The following is a 22956-nucleotide window of genomic DNA, read 5'->3' on the forward strand; positions in this document are numbered from 1 at the left end:
AGAAACCGTTTTTTGTGACACCAGTCACGGGCTTTCCCTCGGGAAAGTGAGAGGACATTTTCAAATCTCAATCTGACTCAGTTCCCACGTTGCCGAGAGGACCTCGGCAGCGACGAGTCAAGCTGTGCCTGCAGCCATCAAGGATTGAGTTACTTCCCTAAGGTAATGTTGGGCAAGTGCTGCCAGCAATTCTCAATGTGTAAGAGTAAAAAATGAAAAACAAAATAGAGTTCCCTGCCGGCCGGAATGGAAGTCTGCTTTCATCAACGCGCAAAGCCGCCCTCACATTTCTGACGGCGTCTCTTGGCACATTTCTTATTTCCTCCGCAGCCATCGCTCAGGAAGCTCCTCCACCTCCAGGTGTTATTGTTGAACCTGCGCGAGAAGAAGTCATTGAAGAAGAACGTGTTTTCTCTGGCCGTACCGAAGCAATCAGTCAAGTCGCACTCATTGCCCGCGTCGGTGGGTTTCTGGAGCCGTTGGAGTTCAAAGAAGGCCAGACCGTTCAACAAGGTGACCTGCTCTTTGTGATCCAGCAGGAGCCCTATGAGTTCTCAGTAGAACAATCACAAGCCAATCTGGAAAGTGCTCAGGCAAAGGTAGATCTGGCAAAGGTAGATTTTGACCGTAAGGAACAACTCGTCAACCGGGATACAATTTCCGTATCAGAGCTCGACACAGCTCGCGCGAACCTGAAAGAGGCAAACGCCGCGCTGGCTTTGCGTCAGGCGGACCTGAAGCTCTCCGAACTGGATCTGAGCTACACTGAAATCCGAGCGCCGCTGGATGGGCAGATCGGAACCGCCGCCTTTAAAGAAGGCGCCTACGTCAACGCCAACAGCGGAACTCTGGCGACCATCACGTCTTTGGACCCCATTCGTGTGGCCTTCCCGGTCCCGCAAGCACTGATCTTGCAATCTCAGCGGGCCGACAACTTGGTCACTGACAACATCCTCATCCGTATTCGTCTATCAGACGGCAAGTTCTATCAGCACAACGGAAAGCTGGACTTCCTTGAAGCGGAAGCCAACCCGGGCACAGACACCGTCACGGCTTATGCAATCTTCGACAATCCCGACCACCTGCTTTTTGATCACCAGCTGGTTGACGTTGTTGCCAACGCCAAAGATGCCACGCCTGTGCTGGTTGTTTCTCAATCTGCACTGCTGTTGGACCAGGAAGGCCCGTATGTGCTGAAGGTGAATGACAAAGATGTGGTTGAGCAACAGCGCATTAGCGTTGTCGACCAGATCAACGGCCTTGTAATTGTTGGAAGTGGCCTCGAAAAAGGTGATCTGGTGATCACATCCGGTATCCAGAAAGTCCGCCCGGGAATTAAAGTCAACGCTCAGCTGGCAGGTCAATAAACCATGATCTATGACATGTTTATTCGCCGGCCTCGGCTGGCGATGGTGATTTCGATTCTCATAGTCGTGGTCGGCGCGATCTCGATTTACTCAATTCCGGTTTCACAATACCCGACCATTGCACCACCAACTGTGCAGGTGAATGCCACCTATATCGGTGCGGATGCATTGACGGTGGAAGAGAGTGTTGGCCAACTTGTTGAAGGGGCAGTCAACGGCGTAGACGGCATGCGCTATATGAAGTCGTCGTCTTCCAGTGATGGTACGTATTCGCTAACGGTTTACTTCGATCTGACAACGAACCCGGATATCAATGCGGTGAACGTTCAGAACCGAATAAGCACGATCGAAAGTAAGCTACCGCAAGAGGTTCGGGATCAGGGGGTAAACGTCACTAAAAAGGCCGGTGATCTCCTTCAGGCGATCTCCTTCTACTCGCCGGACCAGACACATGATGGCCTCTTCATTTCCAACTACGTCACCATCAATATTGTCGATGAGCTGAAGCGTATTCCGGGAGTGGGGGATGCCAGCGTATTCGGCGCGCAGGATTACTCCATGCGCATCTGGCTCGATCCGGTCAAACTCAGAGCCTTGAACCTGACAGCAGAGGACTTAATCGCAGCTGTCCAGTCGCAAAACAAGCAGGCCGCAGTGGGCCGTGTCGGTGCTGCGCCTTTGGCTGCCGATCAGCAACTTCAGCTGACAGTAACAGCAAAAGGCCGTTTGAATACGGTCGAAGAGTTCCAGAACATTGTTCTGCGAGCAAATCCTGATGGTTCCGTGGTTCACTTGAAAAACGTAGCCCGTGTAGAGCTTAGCAGCGCCTCCTTTGATGTGCTGGCAGAATACAACCAACAGCCAACGGCGATGGTGGGGATTTACCTGTCACCGGGCGCGAATGCAGTGGCCGTGTCAGAAGCCGTCAATGAGCGTATCGCGTATCTGGCAGAGCGTTTCCCGGATGATCTCACATACACGTCCATCTTCGACACCTCACTCTTCGTGAATGAGATGATTTCGAAGGTCATCCACACACTGCTGGAAGCCTTCGTGCTCGTGACCATCGTGGTCTACGTTTTCCTCGGTAAATTCCGCGCGACCCTCATTCCACTGATTGCCGTCCCCGTGTCCATCATCGGTGCGGTCGCTGTGGCCTTTATGATGGGTTACACAGCCAACACAATCTCGCTGCTGGCCTTGGTGCTCGCCATCGGGATCGTAGTGGATGATGCTATCATCGTGGTAGAGAACGTCGAACGCATTATGCACGAACACCCTGATCTCACCCCGGCTCAGGCAACATCAAAAGCGGTGAGTGAAATTGCAGCACCCGTGCTCGCAACCACGCTTGTACTGCTCTCCGTGTTTGTGCCAGTGGCTTTCCTGCCGGGATCATCCGGTGTGCTTTTCAGAGAGTTCGCCGTCTCCATCTCCGCTGCGATGGTGATCTCCACAATCAACGCGCTGTCGCTGTCTCCTGCCCTTTGTGCCATCTTGATGAAGTCGGAAAATCTGACAGGCGTCATGGCCAAGGTATCCAAGAAGATCGATGATGTCGGACATGGGTATGCTGGCCTCATCAAGCGCATTGCAAAGATGTCGTTGTTTTCACTGCCCGTCGTCGTAGGCTTCGCGCTGTTTGGTTTCCTGATTGTCTCCAACACGCCAGATGGCTTCGTCCCGGATGAGGACAAAGGCTACGCCATGGTGCTGGTCAACTTGCCACCGGGTGCATCTCGCAACCGTACTGAAGCGGTTATGCGCAAAGCTGACGACATCATCCGCAAAGACCCGGCAGTCAACTCCACCACAATGATCATCGGGCTCGACCTGCTGGCAGGTGGTGGCTCATCACCAAACGCAGGCGTTTTCTTCGTCAAACTCAAGGATTATGAGGAACGTCCATCACGCGAACTGTCTTCTTTCGCCTTCGTTTACAGAACTTACGGCGCCTTGTCGGGTATTCCAGAGGCAACCTTCTTCCCGGTCAACCCGGCTGCGATTGATGGTCTTGGTACTGTCGGTGGCTTTGAGTTCATCATGGAGGCTCTGGAAGGTCAGGACCCAACAGTACTTGCGCAAATCTCCCGCTCCCTGATTGTAGCGGCGAATGAAGCTCCGGATATCTCGTCCTTCTTCACCACCTTCAACGCAAACACACCGCAGTTGAATGTGCAGCTGGACCGTGAGCGAGCTCAGGTGCTTGGTCTCAATATCGCAAGTGTTTACAACGCATTGCAGGCCACGCTGGGCGGTTACTACATCAACGACTTCAACCTCTACGGTCGCACATGGACCGTTCGCCTTCAGGCTGAGCAGAAGTATCGCTCAGGTATTGAAGACATTGGTTCCATCTTTGTTCGTTCAGATACAGGGGAGATGGTTGAACTGTCCTCCGTTGTGCACACTGAGCTGTCGCGTGGAGCAAATACCATCACACGCTACAACAACTACCGCGCTGTCGCCTTCAACGGTAATGCAGCCCCCGGCGTAGGCCTGGGTGAAGCTTTGGCAGCGATGGATGGTGTTGCTGCAGAAGCTCTACCAAAAGGCTATGCGTATGAGTGGACAGGTCTGGCATTGGAGCAAAAGGAAGCTGCGGGTCAAACTGCGCTGATATTGGGGTTGGCGTTCTTGTTTGCCTACCTGTTCCTTGTTGCGCTCTATGAAAGCTGGAACACGCCAATCCCCGTTCTGCTTTCGGTCGCTCCGGCCTTGGCAGGGGCTTTGTTGAGCCTGTGGGTCTTTGGCCTCGCATTCGATCTGTATGCACAGATCGGGATGGTCATTCTGATCGCGCTCGCGGGTAAGAACGCGATCCTGATGAACGAGTTCTCGCTAGAAAAACGCATTGATGGCATGGGGATTTACGAATCCGCAATTGAAGGCGCTCGCTTGCGCTTCCGTCCAGTGATGATGACATCACTTGCCTTCTCTGCTGGTCTGGTGCCACTGGTGATCGCATCCGGTCCAGGTGCAGGTGCCATGGTTGCTGTGGGTGTGCCAGTGCTGGTTGGCATGCTGTTCTCGGCCACCTTCGGCATTTTCCTCATCCCCACCCTTTATGTCAGCTTCCAGTGGATGCGCGAAAAGGCTGGCTGGACCATTGAAGAAGGTCGTGCAGCAAGAGGAACCGGTGGTGAGTTGGCGGTTGATGCTAAGGATGAAAAGCCATCTGAAAACTGATTTGTAATGATCTTGATGACAATGAAAAAGGCGCCTCAGGCGCCTTTTTTGCTATGCAACACGCAGCAAGGCGAACCAGTAAAAGGCCGCAAGACCAGCAATCGCGTGGCTGGTGGAAACGGCCACCCATGACCGTCGATACTGGAACATCACACCCCAATAAAAGCTCACCATAAACGTTAGTAAAACCGCCAGTTTGGAATAGGGAAGGTGGATGATGGAAAAAGCAACAGAAGCCGCAAAATTGCCCCAGAACACAGAGGAGAGCTTATGCGGCCCCAAGGCCGCAGTCACCGGAACCTGCATGCCACACCGAACAATGAACTGCTGAATAGGGCACATCACCAGCGCATAAAAAACCGCAAAGGCAACCTCAGGCCATCCCATAAATGGTCCTTGTACCTGATGCGTGAGAAAGTAGAAGGAAAACGACTCTTCTGAAGGATGCACAATGTACCGGGTCACTGCCATTACCAGAATGATCGGAATAGTCATCACCACCCCATAACCGAACTGGCTCGGAAGATGGCTGAATTCAAGCCCGAAGATGCGTGGCGGCAAATAGAGATTCTTCATGATGTAAAACAGAATAGCCGCAAGAATGAAGTTCAGGCTCAAGCTGTAAACCGTCATCGCAATAAAGCCGTAGCCGTAATCATCAAACGTATTTTTGTAGAGGCTGATGAACAATGCAAACGACGACATGGCAATCATATTCGCCACCAGCAAAACCGCATAAGCCTGCAAACGTCGTGACCGGATCTTGATCTCTTCCAGCACTCGGGAACTGCTTTGCTCCAGCTGATGCGCCGCCTGCCGGGCAAAATAGCGAAACAGCATGGAGTTGGTTTCAGTCGAGGTTGGCAAAGTGCCGTATCTGTTCCAGCTCAGCGAGGCGACAACCGTATCCCGTTTGGCCCGAACGCTTGCGATGTAGCTTTGCGGTCCGACATGGGCACGAATATAGGCCAGTTCTCCCGCCACATCACCCGCTTTCAGGTGACCCAGAACAGTATCTGCCCCGTCCTGATCTTCTTTGATAACTTCCAGATCCCCTTCAAGAATGATGAAAAATCGATCCGCGCTTTGCCCTTGCACTAGCAAATCCTCATGGGCTTTGAGGGAGTAGTACTGGGCACAATCCAGCACCTCACGAATAACAGGCTGGGTTGGCAAACCAAGATCGAGAAGCCGCTGATGCAACTGCGTGCGATGGCGTGGGATATTGCCGTAGCTCACCTCAAGCCGTGATTTGTTTTTTTTAGGAGACTGTTCCTCATCGCGCTGGGACAGGAAGCGCATCTATGGGCCTTCTTTCAGTAACATCCTCGGCTGATCAGCCTTGTTGCGGATTTTACCCTGCCCGCGCCATCCTGCATGCACTTTGGCAAATCATGGTAATCCTGCACCAATGGGATCTCTCAAATGCCATTCAACTCTATAGCGTATTCCCGAGAAGGGGGCCGGTTTTCAGGTAAGAACAGGTGCCAAACTCTAAGGCTTTAGGGAATCTCTGGAAATGGTGGGAAAGATTTCAGAGTGGCGCCAAACAACCGTGCACGCTTAGATATCGAAAAGCGCAGGAGGGTTGGTTGGTCTTTTCATTGCTGCAATATAAATCCTATCAGTGGATGCCGCGAGACAGAGAGGAAAATCACTGCAAGTTTATTTCCAGCAGAGGCTTCGCCAAAACCTGCCAAAGCCGGAACCAGAAACTTAAGTCCTCAGTCCCTGATCTCGACGACAACTTGCTGGAGCATCATCATAACGGTGCTACGCTTTACATCACCACCGACGCCCTGCCGTACTTCGTCCAAACCAAACTGCTGCACATTCGCGAACCATTCGTCCTGCTCAGTGGAGACAGTGATCTGCCCATAGGGCCGGACACAACCCTGCCAAACACGCTGTCCTCACTTGATCTGAAGAACCTGCTATCCCATCCGCTGCTGGTTGCATGGTACGCGCAGAACTTGGCTATCGAGCACGAGAAAGTCTTCAACCTGCCCATCGGTTTGGATTATCACACCATGACCGCCCGCAAGTCTCACGCTTGGGGGACCTTCCAGACCCCGCTTGAGCAGGAAGAGTGCCTGCGCACTGTGATCGCCAACGCTGCCTCATTGGAAGACCGAGAGGTCCGAGCCTACTGCAACTGGCACCATGCAGCGCATCGCGGAGACAGAGCAGAGGTGATTGAGGTGGTTGATGATTCCACCGCCTATTTTGAAAATGAGCACCTTCCTCGCGAACAGTCATGGCGTAAAAACGCGCAATTCCTCTTCACGATCAGTCCTTTTGGGGACGGAATGGACTGCCACCGCACATGGGAAGCCTTGTTTCTTGGAGCGATTCCCATCGTCAAATCCTCCAGCCTAAACCCGCTGTTCAAAAACTTACCAGTCGTGGTTCTGGATGATTGGGTCGAGCTGACCAGTGAACGTCTACTTGAGGCGAAACAACAAATTCTGGCAGGAACCTTTGACTTTTCCAGTCTCTACCTGAGTTTCTGGCAAGATCGTTTTCTGGGCCATGAACCTGCACGCCAAGTTCCTCTGACCTATCAGCAGTTCTTAGATACCCTTTGAAAAATAATGCGCCCAAAAAGAAAAAGACCAGAGGAACGAATCCTCTGGTTCAGGTAAAGGGTCAATAGCCCTTGGGGGAACTTGATCGGGATCTCCAAGCATGCTGAAAAATGCTCAGAAACACCCTGCAAAATAAAGCAAGTTGCAGACTCAGAAATAACGCAACCTGCTTTTGCGGAGCTGACGCTCCAACAAAATCGTCAGATCGCCAGATAGGTTTGCCGTAGCTCTTCGTTGTCGAGCACTTCCTGTGCCGTGCCATCAAACACCACTTCGCCCATGTCCAGAATAACCGCACGGTCCGCAAGGTGCAGAGCAGCCACAGCGTTCTGCTCCACGATAATCGTCGTGATGCCCAGTTCTTTCACGTTCTCAAGAATGCGCTCAATCTCCTGAACGATCACCGGCGCGAGGCCTTCATACGGCTCATCCAGCAACAGCAGCTTCACGTCGCGAGCCAACGCACGGGCCACAGCCAGCATCTGCTGTTCACCGCCAGACATGGTCACAGCTTCCTGCTTGGCACGCTCTGCAAGGCGAGGGAAGTGATCATAAAGACGCTCAATCGACCATCCGTGCGGCTCCGAAATCTGCGCTAGTTGAAGGTTCTCCTCAACTGTCAGTCCTGGAATGATCCGGCGATCTTCCTGCACCAACTGGATTCCGTTCTGAGCTGCCAGATAGTTTGGCATCTCATGAATAGGCTTATGGTCTAGCCAGATCTCACCATGTGTCAGCTGAGGGTCGCTGGCACGTGCAATCGCGCGAAGAGTAGACGTCTTCCCCGCCCCATTTCGTCCCAGCAGCGCAAGGATCTCACCTTCGCGAATGTCAAAGCTAACACCCTGAACGATATAGCTTTCACCGTAATAGGCATGCAGATCCCAAGCCGAGAAGTAAGCCGGAGCACCACCTTTGGAGCGCACAGGCGTAACACCCGGAGCCGTCGCGCCTTTAAATTGATCTTCGAGAATGGTCATACGTGCGCCCCTCCCAGATAAGCTTCCTGAACGCGTGGATCGCCCTTGATGTCTTCTGGTTGCCCCTCAGCAATCACAGTGCCCTGTGCCAGAACACTGATTTTGCTGGCGAGGGAGAACACCACATGCATGTCGTGCTCGATAACAATCTTGGTAATGCCGCGCTCACCAATACGCTTCAGCAGATCAATGGTGTTGTTGGTGTCAGCACGAGACATGCCCGCTGTTGGCTCATCCAAAAGCAACAGTTTTGGATCCTGAACCAGACACATCGCCAGCTCCAGACGCCGCTTGTCGCCTCGTGAAAGAGAGTCTGCAGTCATGTCTTTCTTATCTACAAGCCCAACATCCTCAAGCATATGCATGGCTTTGTCGCGTATCTCGCCCTGACCATCCACACGAGCCCAGGCGTTCATGGTGAATGCCCCATCTCGCTTTGCCAGAGTTGGGATCATCACGTTTTCCTGCAAGGTCAGATCACCAAAGATCTCTGGCGTCTGAAACACGCGGGAAACACCTGCCTGATTGATCTCATGCGGCTTAGCACCAATGAGATCCTTGCCCAGAAAAGTCACAGAGCCTGTATCCGGAATCAGGCGGCCCACAAAGCAGTTGAGCAATGTGGACTTGCCCGCGCCGTTTGGCCCGATGATGGCATGCACATGCCCTTGCTCGATGGAAAGGTTCACGTCATCGAGAGCTTTCAGGCCACCAAAGCGCTTGTTTACGCCCTTAACACTAAGAATTTCCATGGTTGCCTCTCTATTCCGCTGCATTCGCTGATGCTGGAAAATGCGAATGACCTGTTCCCTTGCCAACGCGCGAAGACTTGCGGCGGAACATTTTGGTTATCCTGTTGAAGCCCTCCATGATGCCGCCAGGCAGGAAGATCACGATCACCATAAACAGCAAACCAAGCGTCAAGTGCCACCCTTCGCCCACAAACAGGCTCGCAAGACTCACCACCGGCCCCTCCATGAAGTCAGGCAGGAAAGAGAAGATGGCATGCAATGTCTGCTCGTTATACGCAGAGAAGATGTTCTCGAAGTACTTGATGAGGCCGGCACCAAGGATCGGTCCAAGCAGAGTACCAGCACCACCAAGAATGGTCATCAAAACCACCTCACCAGATGCCGTCCATTGCATGCGCTCAGCACCTGCAAGCGGATCAGTCACAGCCAGCAGACTACCTGCAACACCAGCAAACATGCCGGAAATAACGAAAGCAGTGAGTGTGTAAGGCCGTGTGTTCAGTCCGGTGTAGCTCATGCGGTTCTGGTTGGATTTCACAGCACGCAGCATCATGCCAAACGGACTGCGGAAGATGCGTTGTGAAATGTAAAATCCAACGATGAGCAGAACGGCACAAAAGTAGAAGCCTGAGTATCCGGTCATCTCAATACCAAACAGGTTGGAGATTAACGGACCAGAGGCTTCTGAAGAGCTGTCAAACAACCGCGGGTCGGATTGCAACACCCGCAGACCCGTCTCACCATTGGTGATTGGGGTCAGCACAGAGTAAGCCAAATTATAGCTCATCTGCGCGAAGGCAAGCGTCAGAATGGAAAAGTAGATGCCTGATCGACGCAGTGAGATATAGCCGATTGCAACTGCAAAGAGGCTAGAGAACACCACGGAAAAGAGCAGTGCTGGAAGTGGGTTCATACCCAGCAACTTAAAGCTCCAGACCGCGGCGTAAGACCCGATGCCCAGAAAGGCAGCATGGCCAAAGCTGAGATAGCCTGTGAGGCCAAACAGCAAGTTGAAGCCCAAAGCAAACAGGCCAAAGATGGCAAACTTCTGCAAAAGGTCAGGATACCCGGCACCAACCGGTGCCAGCCATATTGGCATTGTCAGGATTGCAGCTGAAAACAGCACAAGCATGAGCAGGTCGGAGCGTGGAGAGTTCTTGGTCATCATTGGCTCAGGTCTCCATCACGCCCTTGCGGCCCATAAGTCCACGCGGGCGAACCAGAAGGATAATAACTGCAACAAGATAGATAATGATCTGGTCGATACCGGGCAGAATGGTCTTCACCTCGTTCATACTCGCAAAACTTTGCAAGATGCCAAGCAGGAAGCCAGCTGATACCGCGCCGGGCAGGGACCCCATGCCACCCACGACGACCACCACGAAAGACAGCACGAGGAAGTCCATACCCATGTGGTAATCTGGCGGAAGGATCGGCGTGTACATAACACCAGCAAGGCCTGCGACGACCGCAGCAACGGCAAAGACCAGCGTAAAGCGACGCTCAATGTTGATGCCAAGAAGGCCAACAGTTTCGCGGTCAGCCATGCCAGCGCGAACAACCATGCCAAAGGTGGTGAATTGCAGGAAGGCAAAGACCCCGCCAATCACGCTGAGTGAGAAAAACAGATACACAATGCGCCACTGCGGATAAACAACGGTTCCCGGGTCGAAACCAAGCATAACACCCAGATCCATAGCACCGCGCACCATGTCAGGGGCTGATTGTGGAATGGGGTTGGCACCGAAATAAGTTTTGATGATCTCTTGCAAAACAATGGCCAGACCAAAGGTCACAAGTATCTGCTCAGCATGTGGGCGTTTGTAGAAATGGCGGATCAAACCACGCTCCATCACATACCCAGCCAGCAGCATGACCGGAATAGCGAATGCGATCGACAATGGAACGGAGTAGTTCAGCATCGTCGTGCCAGTATCACCCAGCCACACTTCAATGTAAGGCACACGGGTTTCCAAAGGTGTGCCCCAGGCAGTGGTCTTGGTTGGATCGACGACAACCTGCTCAAGGCCAATCAGTTTATTGAAAGCTACGGCACAAAATGCGCCAAGCATAAACAAGGCCCCGTGGGCGAAGTTCACAACTCCAAGCGTACCGAAGATAAGCGTTAGCCCAAGCGCAATCAAAGCATAGGCGCCGCCCTTATCAAGGCCGTTGAGAATTTGAAGAACGATGGCGTCCATCCGCTCTTCTCCCTTTAATTTCGTGAGAAGGTGCAAGGCATCCAATGCGGAACATCAGTGGTTCAAGCAGGAGCCATTACCCGGCTGCAAAAAGCTGCAGCCGGGCAAACGGTGCTGTTAGACCTTGTAAGGTCCAAGCTCGCCACCAAAGATCTCTGGGTCATATGTGACCTGAGATGCAGGTGTCACTTCAACAACTTCCAGAAGGTCAAACTGGGAAGTCGCGTTCTCGTTACCTTTCACAACCAGCACGTCCTTGAAGCACTGGTGATCAGAGCCGCGGTAAAGGGTTGGGCCGTTACCCATACCGTCGAACTGGTGATCTTCCAGAGCCTTGATAACCTCTGCTGGATTGAAGGTACCCGCACGCTCGCACGCATCTGCATAAAGCAGCGTTTGAACGTAGCAGGTGTGTGCAGCCTGGGATGGTGGGAAGCCATATTCCTGACCGAACGACTTAACAAAGGCCTTGGAACCTTCGTCCTGCAAGGACCAGTTCCAGTTGGTTGTGCCGTAAATGCCTTTGATGTTTTCGCCTGCACCCTGAGCCATAAGACGGGAGTACAGCGGAACAATGATCTCAAAGTTCTTGCCGTTGACAAGCTTGTCACGCAGACCAAACTGAACAGCCTGTGTCAACGAGTTGATCATGTCCTTACCGTAGTGGTTCAGGATCAACACATCAGCACCGGAGTTCAGAACTGGAGCAATGTACTGGGAGAAGTCACCAGCACCCAGTGGGGTGCGGACTTTGTTGACGGTTTCCCAACCAAGGCCTTCAGTGGTGTTGGCGATGGACTCTTCCTGTGTCCAGCCCCATGTATAATCAGCTGTCAGGTGGTAAGCGCGACGGTCTTTACCCATCTCTTTGTCAAGCACTGGGCCAAGCGCTGCACCGGACATGTAAGCGTTGAAGAAGTGGCGGAAGCCATAACGCCGCTTGTCCTTGCCGGTGGTGTCGTTGGAGTGGGTCAGACCGCACATGAACACGACGCCCATTTCCTGCGCCAGAGACTGCTGTGCAATCGCCACGCCGGAAGAAGAGCCACCAGACCACATGACAACGCCGTCTTTCTCGATCATGCGCTTGGCAGAAGCACGGGCCGCGTCAGACTTTGTTTGAGTATCACCGGTGACGTAATCAACTTTCTTGCCAAGAACGCCATTCCCATTGAGCGAAAGTGGCTTCATGGTGCTCAGCATGCCGCCGTCACCTTCACCGTTCAGGTGTTTGACAGCCAGCTGATAAGCACGCAGCTCGTCTGCGCCTTCGTCAGCATATGCGCCTGTTTGTGGCACGTTGAAACCGAAAGTGACTGTTTTGGAATTGGTTGGGTCATTGCGGAAATTGGTTTCAGCCCAAGCGCTGCGGCTGATAATAGTTGGGGTCGCCAGTACCAGACCACTGGCTGCTCCCGCCTTCAATAGGCTACGCCGATTCATCGGCCTACGAATAATGCTCATGAAATCCTCCCGAAAGGCAAAATGCCCAAAATGACGTGATAGAGGTCCCGTCCTCCTAAGAACCTGCCGCGCTCACCGTTCCTTGTTCACCAGAAACAGTTACGTCAGCTCACGCAAAGGAAAGCCTAGTTCGGTAGTATAATGAATCGCAATTCGACTTATGGTTTTTAAACCAAAGGTTAATACCAAGTAACATTCTATTAGATGTTGTAAATCGTTTGCCCTATTTAGTTTTCAGGAAGTGCTGCACTGCAAATGTGACTTGGCTGAAATGAATGCATTTTACGTAAGGTGTCTGCTAAAACTGTAAAATACTGAATTCATGAAGAATGTCGTTTAAATTTCCCAAAGCAGGCAGAGCGCTGGTGTTTGTCTTATGGCTGAAAGACAAACACCAGTTTTTTGTAGTGCAGCTAACGCAAGTGCGAAGGCTTTCTATCTCAAGTTGCCGAGGAAAGTGCCAACCGAAGAACGCAGGTCAGCAGCCTGATTGGATAAAATTTGTGCAGCATCAAGCACACCAGAGGCGGTTTTATCGGTTTCGTCTGCCGCTTTTTGCACTTGGCCGATGCTATCTGATACCTGCGTGGTCCCCAATGCAGCATCCCTGATGTTCACGGCAATGGATTGCGTTGCGATGCCTTGTTGTTCAACCGCGCTGGCAATGGCATTCGCGCTGTCGTTCATTTCCTCAATGATCACTTTGATCTCTGAGATAGCCTCTTTGGACTCGCTTGTGCTCTCCTGAATCCCAGAGATCTGATCGCTGATCTGCACAGTCGCATTCGCTGTCTGCTGAGCAAGCGATTTCACCTCATGTGCAACCACCGCAAACCCTTTGCCCAATTCACCGGCGCGCGCCGCTTCAATGGTTGCGTTGAGAGCAAGCAGATTGGTTTGCTCCGAGATTTGAGTAATCAAGTCAATGATATCACCAATCTCAATCGCCACTTGGGAAAGATGATTGACTTGCTGGAAGGCCTTCGTGGACGCTAGTGTTGCGTTGGAGGCCGTGATCGTTGTCTTATGGACCTGTTCGGCAATCTCGGAAATGGCTGTTCCCAGCTCTTCGGTTGCGGACCGCACGGCTTCAACGTTCTGAGAGGCATCCAGAGAGGCAGCGGCCACGCTGGAGCTGATCTCGTTGGTGTGCTCTGAGTTGCCAGAGAGTGACACGGCAGACCCGTGTAGCTGATCCGCAGCGCTGGCAATGGAAGACGTGACTTGGCCGACGGATCCTTCAAAATGCTCAGCAAGATCTGTCAGAAACTCTTGACGCGCTTCTTCCCCGGTCTGGTCATAAACCGCCAGTGCTAGGTCCATATCAAGCAGGATGACCTTGTTGAGGATGGCAGGCAGGTTTTTGCTTGCTCGGCTAGAGCGGGAGAACAATCCGCCGCCAGATTGCTCAAGAAGAGCTGTGTTGAGCAACGTCCCTAACCTGCTGTAAGCTCCGATATACCATTGCGGCGTCAGGCCGAGCCGCTGATGCGTTCTGCCGATCCGCTGCACGGATTGAGCATAGTCATCATCAAGCTTGCCGCTGCATATGAGCCGCCAATGCTCATGCTGCTTCTCCCGTGCATGGCGCATGTGCTCTTCATTCTTGAAAAACTTCAGAGTCTCTGGAAAGTTTCGAATGTGTCTATAAAACTCATCCAAGACCTCAGGCATGATCGCCATGATGATATCTTGGGAGTTTCCAAGTTCTTCCAATTCTGCCGAAGAAATACAGTGATACTTCAATCGATCATCGATAGTTTCGCTCATTAAAAATCCATGCTTAATAAATCATAGTTTTCGTTTCTTTCAGTTATTACGTAAGGAAATATTGGGGTCACGAAAGAAAAAAACGCAAAAAAAGTTATTTACGCTAAGTATAGAAGATAAATTCTAATTGCCCCAGCGTAATGGTTCGGATGCGTGTAGTTGGTAATTGTATTTATATTTTGATAACTTTTGACGGAGATCAATGTTCCCATGTGAGTACTGCTCTTTTGTAGTATATGACCGGTGTCAATCAATAAAAATAATACCCCAAATGTTTTTATTAACTGTAATTCGATGAAGCAATTTCAGCTTTAGAGTAAGGTCGAGGTACCTATGAAATTAACTGGGATGACAGATGTAGCGGTACGCATACTGATGCTCATGGCTGTCAACCGGAGCGACAAGTGGACAATTGACCGCTTGTCTGAGGCAACCAACAGCGGGCGCCCTCAGGTCGCCAAGGTCGTGCAGATCCTAAACCGGAAAGGCTACATCAAATCCAGACGCGGGAGATTGGGTGGTCTGATGCTCGCTCATGCGCCAGCTTCTATCAATATCGGCAAACTCATCCGCAATGTTGAAGACAACTTCGCACTGGTGGAGTGCTTTGCATGTAATCCTGCCAAACCATGCCCGCTCTCGGGTGTCTGCCGCTTCAAAGGCAAGCTGAAGCATGCGCTGAATTCTTTCATGGAAGAACTGGATGCAATCAACTTGACGCAGATTATTGAAAACGCAGATGAAATTAGGACAAGCGTTGAGGTGAACGCAGAAAGAAAGCTAGAGCTCTCTGCCTAGTCCGATGCAATTAAAGTGCATTTAACCAACCTGCTTTCGTGAGCATTAACCGACAAAACTCATAGTTTGGTAGTGCTCACGCCTGCTTAAGACAGTTTCGCGACAATCAGGTCTTGTTCATGAGACCTCTGTGCCCTCACGCACGAGGTTTTTGTTCATTTGGCGAATAGCAAACTGTTCGGCGCAGGCAATTTCTATGAGACGAGTCCGGCACTCAATTTCTCTGAAACTAGCAATCATCTCTGTTGTCGCCATTGCTCTATCTTATTTCGCGCTAACATTTCTCGTTGTAATTCAATGGGAAAGAACGCTCCAACTCCAAAGCGAACAGCTTTCCCAAATCGCCGTAAACCAGTTCTCCACCACACTTGAACGCGATGTTGCTTTGATAAGACACCGTATTCAGTCTCAGCTATCCGAAACGGCAGCTAGTCTCTCTGCTATTGGCGAGCGCGGTGACATCGTAAAAGCTGCAGAAACACGCGTCTGGGCAGGGGATGTGAACATTCTGTCACTTGTGCAGGAAGGCACGCCGCTGGATGCCATTATCCTGCTGAACTACCGTGGCCAGATCGTTGGTGCATCCAAGCGCGCTGATCCAGGGCTAATACAGAAGCAACTTCTCAAAGTACATCTGAAACAGTCACTTAGCACTGTCTGGACACCCTCAACCGGCACAGGTCCAGCCGTCAGATACACACTGCTTCCCGCCACGCAGTTTGGCCCGCTCTTGCCGGGAGAGCCGGATGCAGGCGTCTCTCAGGTCCTCTATTCCTCACTCATAGATCCGGGCACCCAATGGCGTGGTGCGTTGGTGGCGCAGCGCTGGTTTCCTTTCAACTCCGGCGTGATTGACGAGTACAGCAAGATCTCAGGTGCTGAGATTGCTATTTTCTATCAGGAAAAGCTGGTTGGCGCGTCTCCAAATGCGCCGGTGGAAGCCCTGCAAATGCCGGAAAACCTACGCAAACTCAAGATCCTGAACACTGCATTTGAGTTTTGCGACAATGGCCCATCTCCCCTTGTAATCTGCGCATTCAAGCCACTGGAGGTCCTTCTGGACGCGCAGGAACGTCTACGTAATGTAGGGGAAGAAACAAGCTCTCAAACCTTTGAGCGGCTTATCGTTTTGGGCTTCACAGCCTGCCTCATCATCTTCATCGTAGCCCTGTTTGTTTCCCGCAAAATGTCCCAGCCATTGCAACGCATTGCAGATGCTCTTTCTGATGTGGCCGGAGGGAACTTTGATGTGCGGGTGGAAGGTACCCGAAGAATGGACGAGGTCGGAGAGATCGCCCGCGCCGTCAAAGTGCTCCAAGCCTCCGCTCGCGAGCGTGACAGTTTGCGTCTCAACATTCAGCGCAAGAATAAGGAATTACGCAAGCAAGAACAGCAATTGGTGAAGCAAAATACGTTATTCGACGCGGCTCTCAACAATATGTCTCATGGGCTGTGTATGTTCGATACACAGAAAAGATTGATTGTGTTCAATCAGCGCTTTGATGACATCTTCGCTTGTGAGCAGGGTGAGGGGAAAATTGGCATGACATGGGACGAAATGGTCCAATGTATGCCGTTGGCTCAGGAGTTTTTGGAGGAAGCAGATGAAAACTCTGTCGCTCAACAGCACTGGCCCAGCTCAGTACGCAGCACCTTCACGCTTACATTGCAAAGCGAGCAGGTCATTCTGATGACACTTGAGCCGCAAGATGGCGGCGGCTGGGTTGCGATCTTCGAGGATATCACTGACAGGCAGCGCATCAGTGATCACCTGAGCTACCTCGCAACACACGATGCCTTGACCAAACTGCCCAATCGCCTGCTGATGAATGAGCGCTTGCAAGAGATGAAACAAGCTGCCCTTGAGCAGGATGAGCACTTCGGCATTTTGTGGCTGGACCTCGATGAGTTCAAGACCATCAACGATTCACTGGGCCATGCTGTCGGCGATAAGCTCTTGTGCCACGTCGCAAAAATCCTGCGAGAAAAGGTGTCTAACAAAGAGATGGTCGCCCGTCTCGGTGGGGATGAGTTCGCAATCCTGTCCAAGTTGCCTGCCTCCCGAGAAGACCTTGAACAGCTTGCCAAAGAAGTGCTGAAAGTCATCGCTTCTCCATGTTTCCTAGAAGGTCATGAAATCGTGGTCGCTGCGAGTGTTGGTATCGCGACATTCAGCAAGGAATATCAAAACGTGGATGAGCTTATCCGCTTTGCCGACCTTGCTTTGTATCAGGCCAAAAATGATGGCCGAAACACCTTCCGCTTCTTCGAAGATGATATGGCTGCCAAAATCAAGCAGCGCCAGACCTTGATCACTGATCTCTATAAAGCCACCGCCAACCGGGAGCTGGAGGTTTACTTCCAACCACAAGTCATACTGGCAACCGGAGAAATCTCGGGGTTTGAGGCACTACTGCGCTGGAACCACCCACGCTACGGTTTCATCTCACCATTTGAATTCATCCCATTGGCAGAAGAAACCGGTCTAATTCTGGAGATTGGGGCATGGGTGCTGGACGAAGCCTGTTCCCTAGCCGTTGGCTGGCCCAAACGGGTGAACTTGGCGGTCAACCTGTCACCGCGCCAGATCTACTGCGAGCAGCTCTTGCCCGTTGTTGATGATGTGCTGGCCCGCACCGGTCTGGATCCTGGACGACTGGAGCTGGAAGTGACCGAAACCGTGTTGCTGGCAGATCATTTGCGCGTGCGTCAGACCTTGGCGAAGCTGCAGCAGATCGGCGTTAAGATCTCCATGGATGACTTTGGAACGGGCTACTCCTCACTGAGTACGCTCCGCCGTTTCCCCTTTGACAGGATTAAAGTCGACAGATCGTTCGTGATGAGTATGACTGAGGATGACGACTCCCGCTTCATCGTCAACTCTGTCATAGATCTTGCAAACAGCCTGGGTATTACAACCACGGCAGAGGGCGTTGAAAGCAAAGAGATCTCAGAGCAATTGAAGGCTATGGGATGTACAGAAGCGCAGGGCTATTACTTTGGCAAACCTGCACCACCTAATCAGGCACTCTTCTGGATGTTGGAAGAAGCGCGCGGCATCACATTGGAAGCTCAGGTCAACAACTCAAAACTGACCAAGAAAGCCGCTGGTTAAATAGTCACTCAGCAGGTTCCATCGCAGCGGCATCATCAATGGGTTCTGCCACATCATCCCACGGCTGGAAGTTTGGAATCCGCCCGTAAGTGGCTTGTGCTTCAATGAAAACATGCTCAAGGCTGGCAATAAAGTCGCGTGAGCCAGCCATATAAGCCATGTCAAACTCGGTGAGATCTGGCAACAACGCCTGCAGGGTTTCAGCGGCTCCAACACCTTGCAGGTCCGCAAAGGTCGGCTGTATGCCACGACGGTTCAGCCAGTTAAACACCTGCTGAAACTGGTCTTGTTTCAATGATTGATCCAGAATGAGCATCTTCTCACGGCGTGGCTGCCCCATGACGGAACTCAAAGCCATTGCCCAGATTGGAGGCAGACTGTTCGGTCCGGCAACCATGATCAGTGGCTCATCATCATGCCCAAGAAAGGATGAGCCATAAGGACCGGTAATGCCAACACGCCCCTTCACATCGCCTTTCTTCGCGAGCATCGCAAAAAGATCAGGAGTATTAGCCTGCTCAATGAGGAAAATCAGCGTGTTGAATTCCGTCCCTGCATCCAGCGCAAAACTGGCGAAAAGGTTCACCCGCTCCTGGCCGCGAAACTCAACATGGTAATACTGGCCCGGACGCCATGAAATCGGCTTGGTAAAACTCAGGCGCAATTCGAAAAGGTCATCTGAAACCTTCCGCACTGCAGAAACATGCCCTTTAAGCGATTGTAACTCAGAGGATGCAGGCAGTTTCAGCTCAGCATCGCCAGCAACCGTTGCTTTACAAGCAAGAACGGTGCTTTTCAGCCGCGAGCCATTGGCTTCCACCTCACCGGAAATCACGGTAACACGTGTGCTTTCACAAGTCGTATGTCCGCAGTCACACTGCAAAGCTAGTCCACCACGCTCAGCGACTTCTAAAAGAGTTTCACCAAGCTTGGCATCAATCGATCTGCCATTGATATTAAGACTGGTCATGGGCACCCATGTTGCTCCGCATATGTGACGGACGTATCTACGGTTGTACAAATTATAGAACTACACGCTTATTTCCTAGGGGGAAATCTAAGTCATTCGCGACATTAATACAATTTTAACAATTAATAGTCACCTGACTTTATCTAGTTATTTTTACGCCCTTAGCTCTTCTTGTAAGCCGCAATGACCAGATGACCCGGTACTGGCTCACCCTGTTCAAAGCGAACGGTAATCGGCGAAAGATCAAGGATGGTAAAACCACTCTTCTCCAGCAGGTTCCGAACATAGCTTTCAGCATGCGCAAACCGATGGTACTTGCCCACCATGAAGTTCTGCTCGCCTAACACGTCCGCAGGAAGTGTCTCAGAAGAAAATGCAAAGATGCCGTTTGCTTCAATGTTGTCTGCAACACCGGCGAAAAACTCTTCCAGCTCGCCCATGTAGGGCAGCACATCAGTCGCGGCAATAAGGTCCCAGCGCTCTTCTTCCTCAACCTTGAGAAACTCAACCACTTCGCCCACGTAAAGGTCGTCGTAAACTTCCTTCTCATCCGCAACTTCAACCATACCCTCGGCAATGTCTACGCCGGTTTTATGGGGCACCAGATCATGCAGGGCTTCGCCGGAAAGGCCAGTACCGCAGCCAAGGTCCAGCAAACGTTTGAAAGGGCCAAGCTCCAGCTTCTCAATCTTGTCGCGCACCATCAGCGGTACGGAATAGCCAAGCTGATCCACTAGAACCATGTCGAACACTTCAGCATGCTGATCAAACAGCGTACTTACATAAGCATCCGGGGCTTTGACGGGTGCATTGCCTTTGCCCATGCTTGCCAGACGAACGGCCGCGCCACCATGATCTTCCGGATCTAACTCCAGAACTGCTTTGTAGGCTTCAGCAGCCTCGTCAAACTTGCCTGCTTTTTCCAGATCCAGAGCCCGGTTATATGCTTCGGCAAGTGCTTCGTTGTCTAGTTTTGTCATGGTGACAGTTGAGCCGCTGTAATATTGAAATTGAAGACCTTCCTTACACAAGAAATTCTCGAAAATCTACGCAATGCATAAGGTTTTGTTGCCGCATCAGAGTAAATAAAATGGATCACCCCGATTAAAATACGCAGATCACTTTTAAACGGGAAGTGAGGTCATGCTGATAGAACCAAGGCTGGTGAACAGTGAGGCCCGTATGGAAGCTGCGCAACCCGAGCTTATTGAGATTGATCCATTTACGACAATCACAATTGCAATCCTTGTTTTGTTTGTTGGGCGTGAGCTCGTTCGCAAAAATGTAGCTTTGCGAAAACTGACGATCCCTGATCCTTTGGCAGGGGGTTTGCTGTGCGCCATTCTTGTTACTGTGCTGACAGTCTGGTGGGGTGTGAAATTCAAATTCTCGACAGAACCGATTGATTTCTTTTTGATTTACTTCTTCGCAGCAATCGGTCTTCGTGCAAAGGTAAGTGACCTCCTGACAGGTGGCAAACCGCTTGTCATCCTCATCATCATTTCCTCGGTATTTCTCGGCATTCAGAATTTTGTCGGTATGGGTGCCGCCAGTGTCTATGGTTACCCAGTTCACACAGGCATCATCGCCGGGTCAGTTTCGCTATCTGGCGGGGTAGGGACAACGCTGGCATGGGCGCCGATTTTTGCCTCAGAGCTTGGCGTCGCAAATGCGCAGGAAATCGGTATTGCCTGCAACACCGTTGGTATCGTGTCTGCGTGTATCATCGGTGGACCGATTGCTCAGTACCTCATGAAACGGCATAAACTGGCAGGATCTCTCAGCACAGACGAAGCTGTTGGGCAGAATTTCAAGGACGACGGTAAGCTGAACCTGCACTACTACGATGTTCTGGGCGCGGTCTTCTTCATCAACATGGCAATTTTCATCGGCTACATGATGTATCTTGGCCTACAAGAAGCTGGTGTCGTCATTCCGGTGTTCGTGCCAATTCTTGTTGCCGGTATCATCATAAACAACACAGGCCGCCTGCTGTTTCGCAACTACGACAATGTTGGCCGCGAAAAAGGCATGGCGATGATCTCAGACATCAGCCTAGGTATCTTCCTAAGCATCGCGCTGATGACTATGGACCTGTTGGTGGTCTGGCAATTTATGGGCTTCGTCGCACTGGTGATGTCTCTGCAAATCGCACTCGCCATTGGCTACGCCCTCTTTATCGTCTTCACCTCTATGGGCAAAGATTATGATGCAGCAGTCATCGCAGCAGGTTTTGGCGGAATAGCGCTCGGTTCCACAGCCACAGCGGTGCTGAACATGACCTCCGTCACCCGCCAGTTTGGTGCATCGCCTAAAGCATTCCTCATCGTGCCACTCACCTGCGGCTTCTTTATCGACCTGATGAACACCTGGGTGATCACAAACCTGATTGCGCTCTGAGCCGTATGAGGCTGGAGCTGAAAATGTCGTTTGAGAAGTTTAAGGTCGTACGAGCAAATACCGAGAGATAGTTGCATACGGCCCGGCCTCATAGTGCACCAACTCCATCGTATCAGAGTTGATCATACGACCCTGCATAGTGCCTGTATCCGGGTGCTCAACAAGGGTGAGGGAAGCCCCATCCCAGCCGATCATCCCGATCACGGGCTCTTTGGATTTTGAGACCTCGGACCGTCCATCATGATCCCGCCCGGACCCAGGACTGACCTGCCAGAAGAAGACGCCTTCCAACACCGGCCCCGTCTGCTCATCTATTCGCAAATGCGAGGGCCCGTTTTCCTGGCTTTGGATGTCTCGATGCCAATAGACCGCATCTTTCTTGATCACCACCCATTGCCCAACCAGCTCCGGATAGTGCTGCGGTGGTTTGCCATCAATTGCAAAGGCAACAAACGTGGCACACCCCATCATCAGCGCCGCAATCGCAGCCTGAATAGGAAGTTTCCATTGCCCCATTTATGCCTCCCCAACTCAACTTGAACTCACAGGGCAACACATCTCAGCCAAGACCTAAATCCCTAGGATCTGACGTGGTAGTTCAGATCAAAGAAATCTGCCTATATGGAAGCAAGAGCATCTGTTTTGTCGTTCTCATAAGAAAGGGATAGCCAATCTTATTTCATGAACATATAGTGAACAGAATCTATTGTAAGTGATGGCGATCAACCCGACTGATTGCTCAAAAGGATATTTGAAATGACAAAGATTGCAGTGATCCTCACCCAAGGTTTTGCTGATTGGGAATATGCATTTATTGCTGGCACAGGTGGCCCATTTTTCGGCATGCAGGTTGAGTTCTTCACCCCTCAGGCGGGTGAAGTGAAATCGCAGGGCGGGCTGGCTGCGATTGTCTCGCGCAGGTTGGATGAGATCAGGGCGTTTGAGCCGAGCGTTATTGTCGTTGTAGGGGGAACCATATGGGAAACCGAACAAGCACCGGATATTGCAGATCTGCTCAGGGCTCACCACGAGCGTGGTGTTGCAATTGCTGGAGTTTGCGGTGGCACATTGGCGTTGGCCAGAGCTGGCCTGCTGAATGAAGTAAGCCACACATCAAATAACGCAGAATTCCTGCAGCAAAATGCACAAAACTACAGGGGAGTAGCGCACTACTGCCCAAGTGCATCAGCTATCTCGGATCGCCGCGTGATCTCCGCTCCGGGAACGGCTCCGGTGTCTTTTACAGCTGCCGTTTTTGAAGCCGCTGGGCTTGCCACGGATACTCTTCAGCAGTTTAAGGCCATGCTTGGTGCTGAGCATATGGAACCAGAAATGGCCGAGGCTGCCTCTTAAAATCTGAGT

The 22956-nt window shown here is 51.7% G+C and carries 16 protein-coding genes and 1 pseudogene; 7 read left to right on the top strand and 10 right to left on the bottom strand.

All coding sequences use genetic code 11. The annotated features are described in order from the left end of the window. Nucleotides 1-212: 212 nt before the first annotated feature. Both BM231_RS04025 and BM231_RS04030 read left to right on the top strand, forming a co-directional pair. Complete coding sequence (locus tag BM231_RS04025) at nucleotides 213-1367, top strand: efflux RND transporter periplasmic adaptor subunit (RefSeq protein ID WP_208860036.1); 1155 nt, start codon at nucleotides 213-215, stop codon at nucleotides 1365-1367. 3 nt (nucleotides 1368-1370) lie between these two features. Continuing rightward, on the top strand, nucleotides 1371-4556 hold the full coding sequence (locus BM231_RS04030; RefSeq protein WP_093516868.1) for an efflux RND transporter permease subunit: 3186 nt from the start codon (nucleotides 1371-1373) through the stop codon (nucleotides 4554-4556). A 51-nt stretch (nucleotides 4557-4607) separates the two neighbouring features. Here the strand turns inward: BM231_RS04030 and BM231_RS04035 are convergent, their stop codons facing one another. Further along, entirely contained in the window at nucleotides 4608-5858 is a 1251-nt protein-coding gene (locus BM231_RS04035; RefSeq protein WP_093516870.1) for a cyclic nucleotide-binding domain-containing protein, read from the bottom strand. A gap of 290 nt (nucleotides 5859-6148) precedes the next feature. Here BM231_RS04035 and BM231_RS04040 point away from each other — a divergent pair, with 290 nt between their 5' ends. Further along, nucleotides 6149-7144, top strand: coding sequence for a hypothetical protein (locus BM231_RS04040; RefSeq protein WP_208860037.1), 996 nt, complete (start codon nucleotides 6149-6151; stop codon nucleotides 7142-7144). Between the two features lie 200 nt (nucleotides 7145-7344). Here the strand turns inward: BM231_RS04040 and BM231_RS04045 are convergent, their stop codons facing one another. From BM231_RS04045 to BM231_RS04070, 6 genes are all read right to left on the bottom strand, one after another. Further along, nucleotides 7345-8124 (bottom strand): ABC transporter ATP-binding protein, encoded by a 780-nt coding sequence (locus BM231_RS04045; protein WP_057461711.1) that lies wholly within the window; start codon nucleotides 8122-8124, stop codon nucleotides 7345-7347. Further along, complete coding sequence (locus BM231_RS04050; RefSeq protein ID WP_093516872.1) at nucleotides 8121-8876, bottom strand: ABC transporter ATP-binding protein; 756 nt, start codon at nucleotides 8874-8876, stop codon at nucleotides 8121-8123. Before BM231_RS04050 ends, BM231_RS04045 begins: the two co-directional genes overlap by 4 nt. A 10-nt stretch (nucleotides 8877-8886) precedes the next feature. Beyond that, nucleotides 8887-10041, bottom strand: a complete 1155-nt coding sequence (locus BM231_RS04055; protein WP_425287809.1) for a branched-chain amino acid ABC transporter permease — start codon at nucleotides 10039-10041, stop codon at nucleotides 8887-8889. A gap of 7 nt (nucleotides 10042-10048) precedes the next feature. Then, nucleotides 10049-11077, bottom strand: coding sequence for a branched-chain amino acid ABC transporter permease (locus BM231_RS04060; RefSeq protein ID WP_093516882.1), 1029 nt, complete (start codon nucleotides 11075-11077; stop codon nucleotides 10049-10051). A 117-nt stretch (nucleotides 11078-11194) separates the two neighbouring features. Continuing rightward, entirely contained in the window at nucleotides 11195-12541 is a 1347-nt protein-coding gene (locus BM231_RS04065; RefSeq protein ID WP_193757817.1) for a substrate-binding protein, read from the bottom strand. Nucleotides 12542-12976: 435 nt separating this feature from the next. Beyond that, complete coding sequence (locus BM231_RS04070) at nucleotides 12977-14311, bottom strand: globin-coupled sensor protein (RefSeq protein ID WP_093516884.1); 1335 nt, start codon at nucleotides 14309-14311, stop codon at nucleotides 12977-12979. Between the two features lie 333 nt (nucleotides 14312-14644). On the opposite strand from BM231_RS04070, the gene BM231_RS04075 reads away from it, so the two are divergent. After that, the gene (locus BM231_RS04075; protein WP_208860038.1) at nucleotides 14645-15109 is read left to right on the top strand and encodes an RrF2 family transcriptional regulator; all 465 of its coding nucleotides are present in this window, start codon (nucleotides 14645-14647) and stop codon (nucleotides 15107-15109) included. Between the two features lie 196 nt (nucleotides 15110-15305). Then, nucleotides 15306-18224 carry a putative bifunctional diguanylate cyclase/phosphodiesterase gene (locus BM231_RS04080; RefSeq protein WP_093516886.1) on the top strand — a complete coding sequence of 973 codons (2919 nt, stop codon included), beginning with the start codon at nucleotides 15306-15308 and terminating at the stop codon, nucleotides 18222-18224. A 775-nt stretch (nucleotides 18225-18999) separates the two neighbouring features. Here BM231_RS04080 and BM231_RS27515 read toward each other — a convergent pair. Together BM231_RS27515 and BM231_RS04090 are read right to left on the bottom strand one after the other, a co-directional pair. Beyond that, a pseudogene (locus tag BM231_RS27515) lies at nucleotides 19000-19194 on the bottom strand (2Fe-2S iron-sulfur cluster-binding protein); the annotation flags it as partial. Between the two features lie 161 nt (nucleotides 19195-19355). Next, entirely contained in the window at nucleotides 19356-20174 is an 819-nt protein-coding gene (locus BM231_RS04090) for a class I SAM-dependent methyltransferase (RefSeq protein ID WP_093516890.1), read from the bottom strand. 163 nt (nucleotides 20175-20337) lie between these two features. Here BM231_RS04090 and gltS point away from each other — a divergent pair, with 163 nt between their 5' ends. Then, nucleotides 20338-21594, top strand: a complete 1257-nt coding sequence (gene gltS / locus BM231_RS04095; RefSeq protein ID WP_208860039.1) for a sodium/glutamate symporter — start codon at nucleotides 20338-20340, stop codon at nucleotides 21592-21594. A gap of 39 nt (nucleotides 21595-21633) precedes the next feature. Here the strand turns inward: gltS and BM231_RS04100 are convergent, their stop codons facing one another. Further along, complete coding sequence (locus BM231_RS04100; RefSeq protein WP_093516894.1) at nucleotides 21634-22110, bottom strand: hypothetical protein; 477 nt, start codon at nucleotides 22108-22110, stop codon at nucleotides 21634-21636. Nucleotides 22111-22350: 240 nt separating this feature from the next. Between BM231_RS04100 and BM231_RS04105 the strand changes: the two genes are divergently transcribed. Next, complete coding sequence (locus BM231_RS04105; RefSeq protein WP_093516896.1) at nucleotides 22351-22947, top strand: DJ-1/PfpI family protein; 597 nt, start codon at nucleotides 22351-22353, stop codon at nucleotides 22945-22947. Nucleotides 22948-22956 lie beyond the last annotated feature (9 nt).

The sequence above is a fragment of the Pseudovibrio ascidiaceicola genome (assembly GCF_900114245.1).
In the GTDB taxonomy this organism is placed as follows: Bacteria; Pseudomonadota; Alphaproteobacteria; order Rhizobiales; family Stappiaceae; genus Pseudovibrio; species Pseudovibrio ascidiaceicola.

Bases quoted from the DNA above. Each gene is read 5' to 3' on its own strand.
- BM231_RS04075 (WP_208860038.1), top strand. From the start codon at position 14,645: ATGAAATTAACTGGGATGACAGATGTAGCGGTACGCATACTGATGCTC.
- BM231_RS04060 (WP_093516882.1), bottom strand. From the start codon at position 11,077: ATGGACGCCATCGTTCTTCAAATTCTCAACGGCCTTGATAAGGGCGGC.
- BM231_RS04055 (WP_425287809.1), bottom strand. From the start codon at position 10,041: ATGACCAAGAACTCTCCACGCTCCGACCTGCTCATGCTTGTGCTGTTT.
- BM231_RS04030 (WP_093516868.1), top strand. From the start codon at position 1,371: ATGATCTATGACATGTTTATTCGCCGGCCTCGGCTGGCGATGGTGATT.
- BM231_RS04080 (WP_093516886.1), top strand. From the start codon at position 15,306: ATGAGACGAGTCCGGCACTCAATTTCTCTGAAACTAGCAATCATCTCT.
- BM231_RS04100 (WP_093516894.1), bottom strand. From the start codon at position 22,110: ATGGGGCAATGGAAACTTCCTATTCAGGCTGCGATTGCGGCGCTGATG.
- BM231_RS04105 (WP_093516896.1), top strand. From the start codon at position 22,351: ATGACAAAGATTGCAGTGATCCTCACCCAAGGTTTTGCTGATTGGGAA.
- BM231_RS04050 (WP_093516872.1), bottom strand. From the start codon at position 8,876: ATGGAAATTCTTAGTGTTAAGGGCGTAAACAAGCGCTTTGGTGGCCTG.
- BM231_RS04045 (WP_057461711.1), bottom strand. From the start codon at position 8,124: ATGACCATTCTCGAAGATCAATTTAAAGGCGCGACGGCTCCGGGTGTT.
- BM231_RS04025 (WP_208860036.1), top strand. From the start codon at position 213: ATGAAAAACAAAATAGAGTTCCCTGCCGGCCGGAATGGAAGTCTGCTT.
- BM231_RS04065 (WP_193757817.1), bottom strand. From the start codon at position 12,541: ATGAGCATTATTCGTAGGCCGATGAATCGGCGTAGCCTATTGAAGGCG.
- BM231_RS04070 (WP_093516884.1), bottom strand. From the start codon at position 14,311: ATGAGCGAAACTATCGATGATCGATTGAAGTATCACTGTATTTCTTCG.
- gltS (WP_208860039.1), top strand. From the start codon at position 20,338: ATGCTGATAGAACCAAGGCTGGTGAACAGTGAGGCCCGTATGGAAGCT.
- BM231_RS04035 (WP_093516870.1), bottom strand. From the start codon at position 5,858: ATGCGCTTCCTGTCCCAGCGCGATGAGGAACAGTCTCCTAAAAAAAAC.
- BM231_RS04090 (WP_093516890.1), bottom strand. From the start codon at position 20,174: ATGACAAAACTAGACAACGAAGCACTTGCCGAAGCATATAACCGGGCT.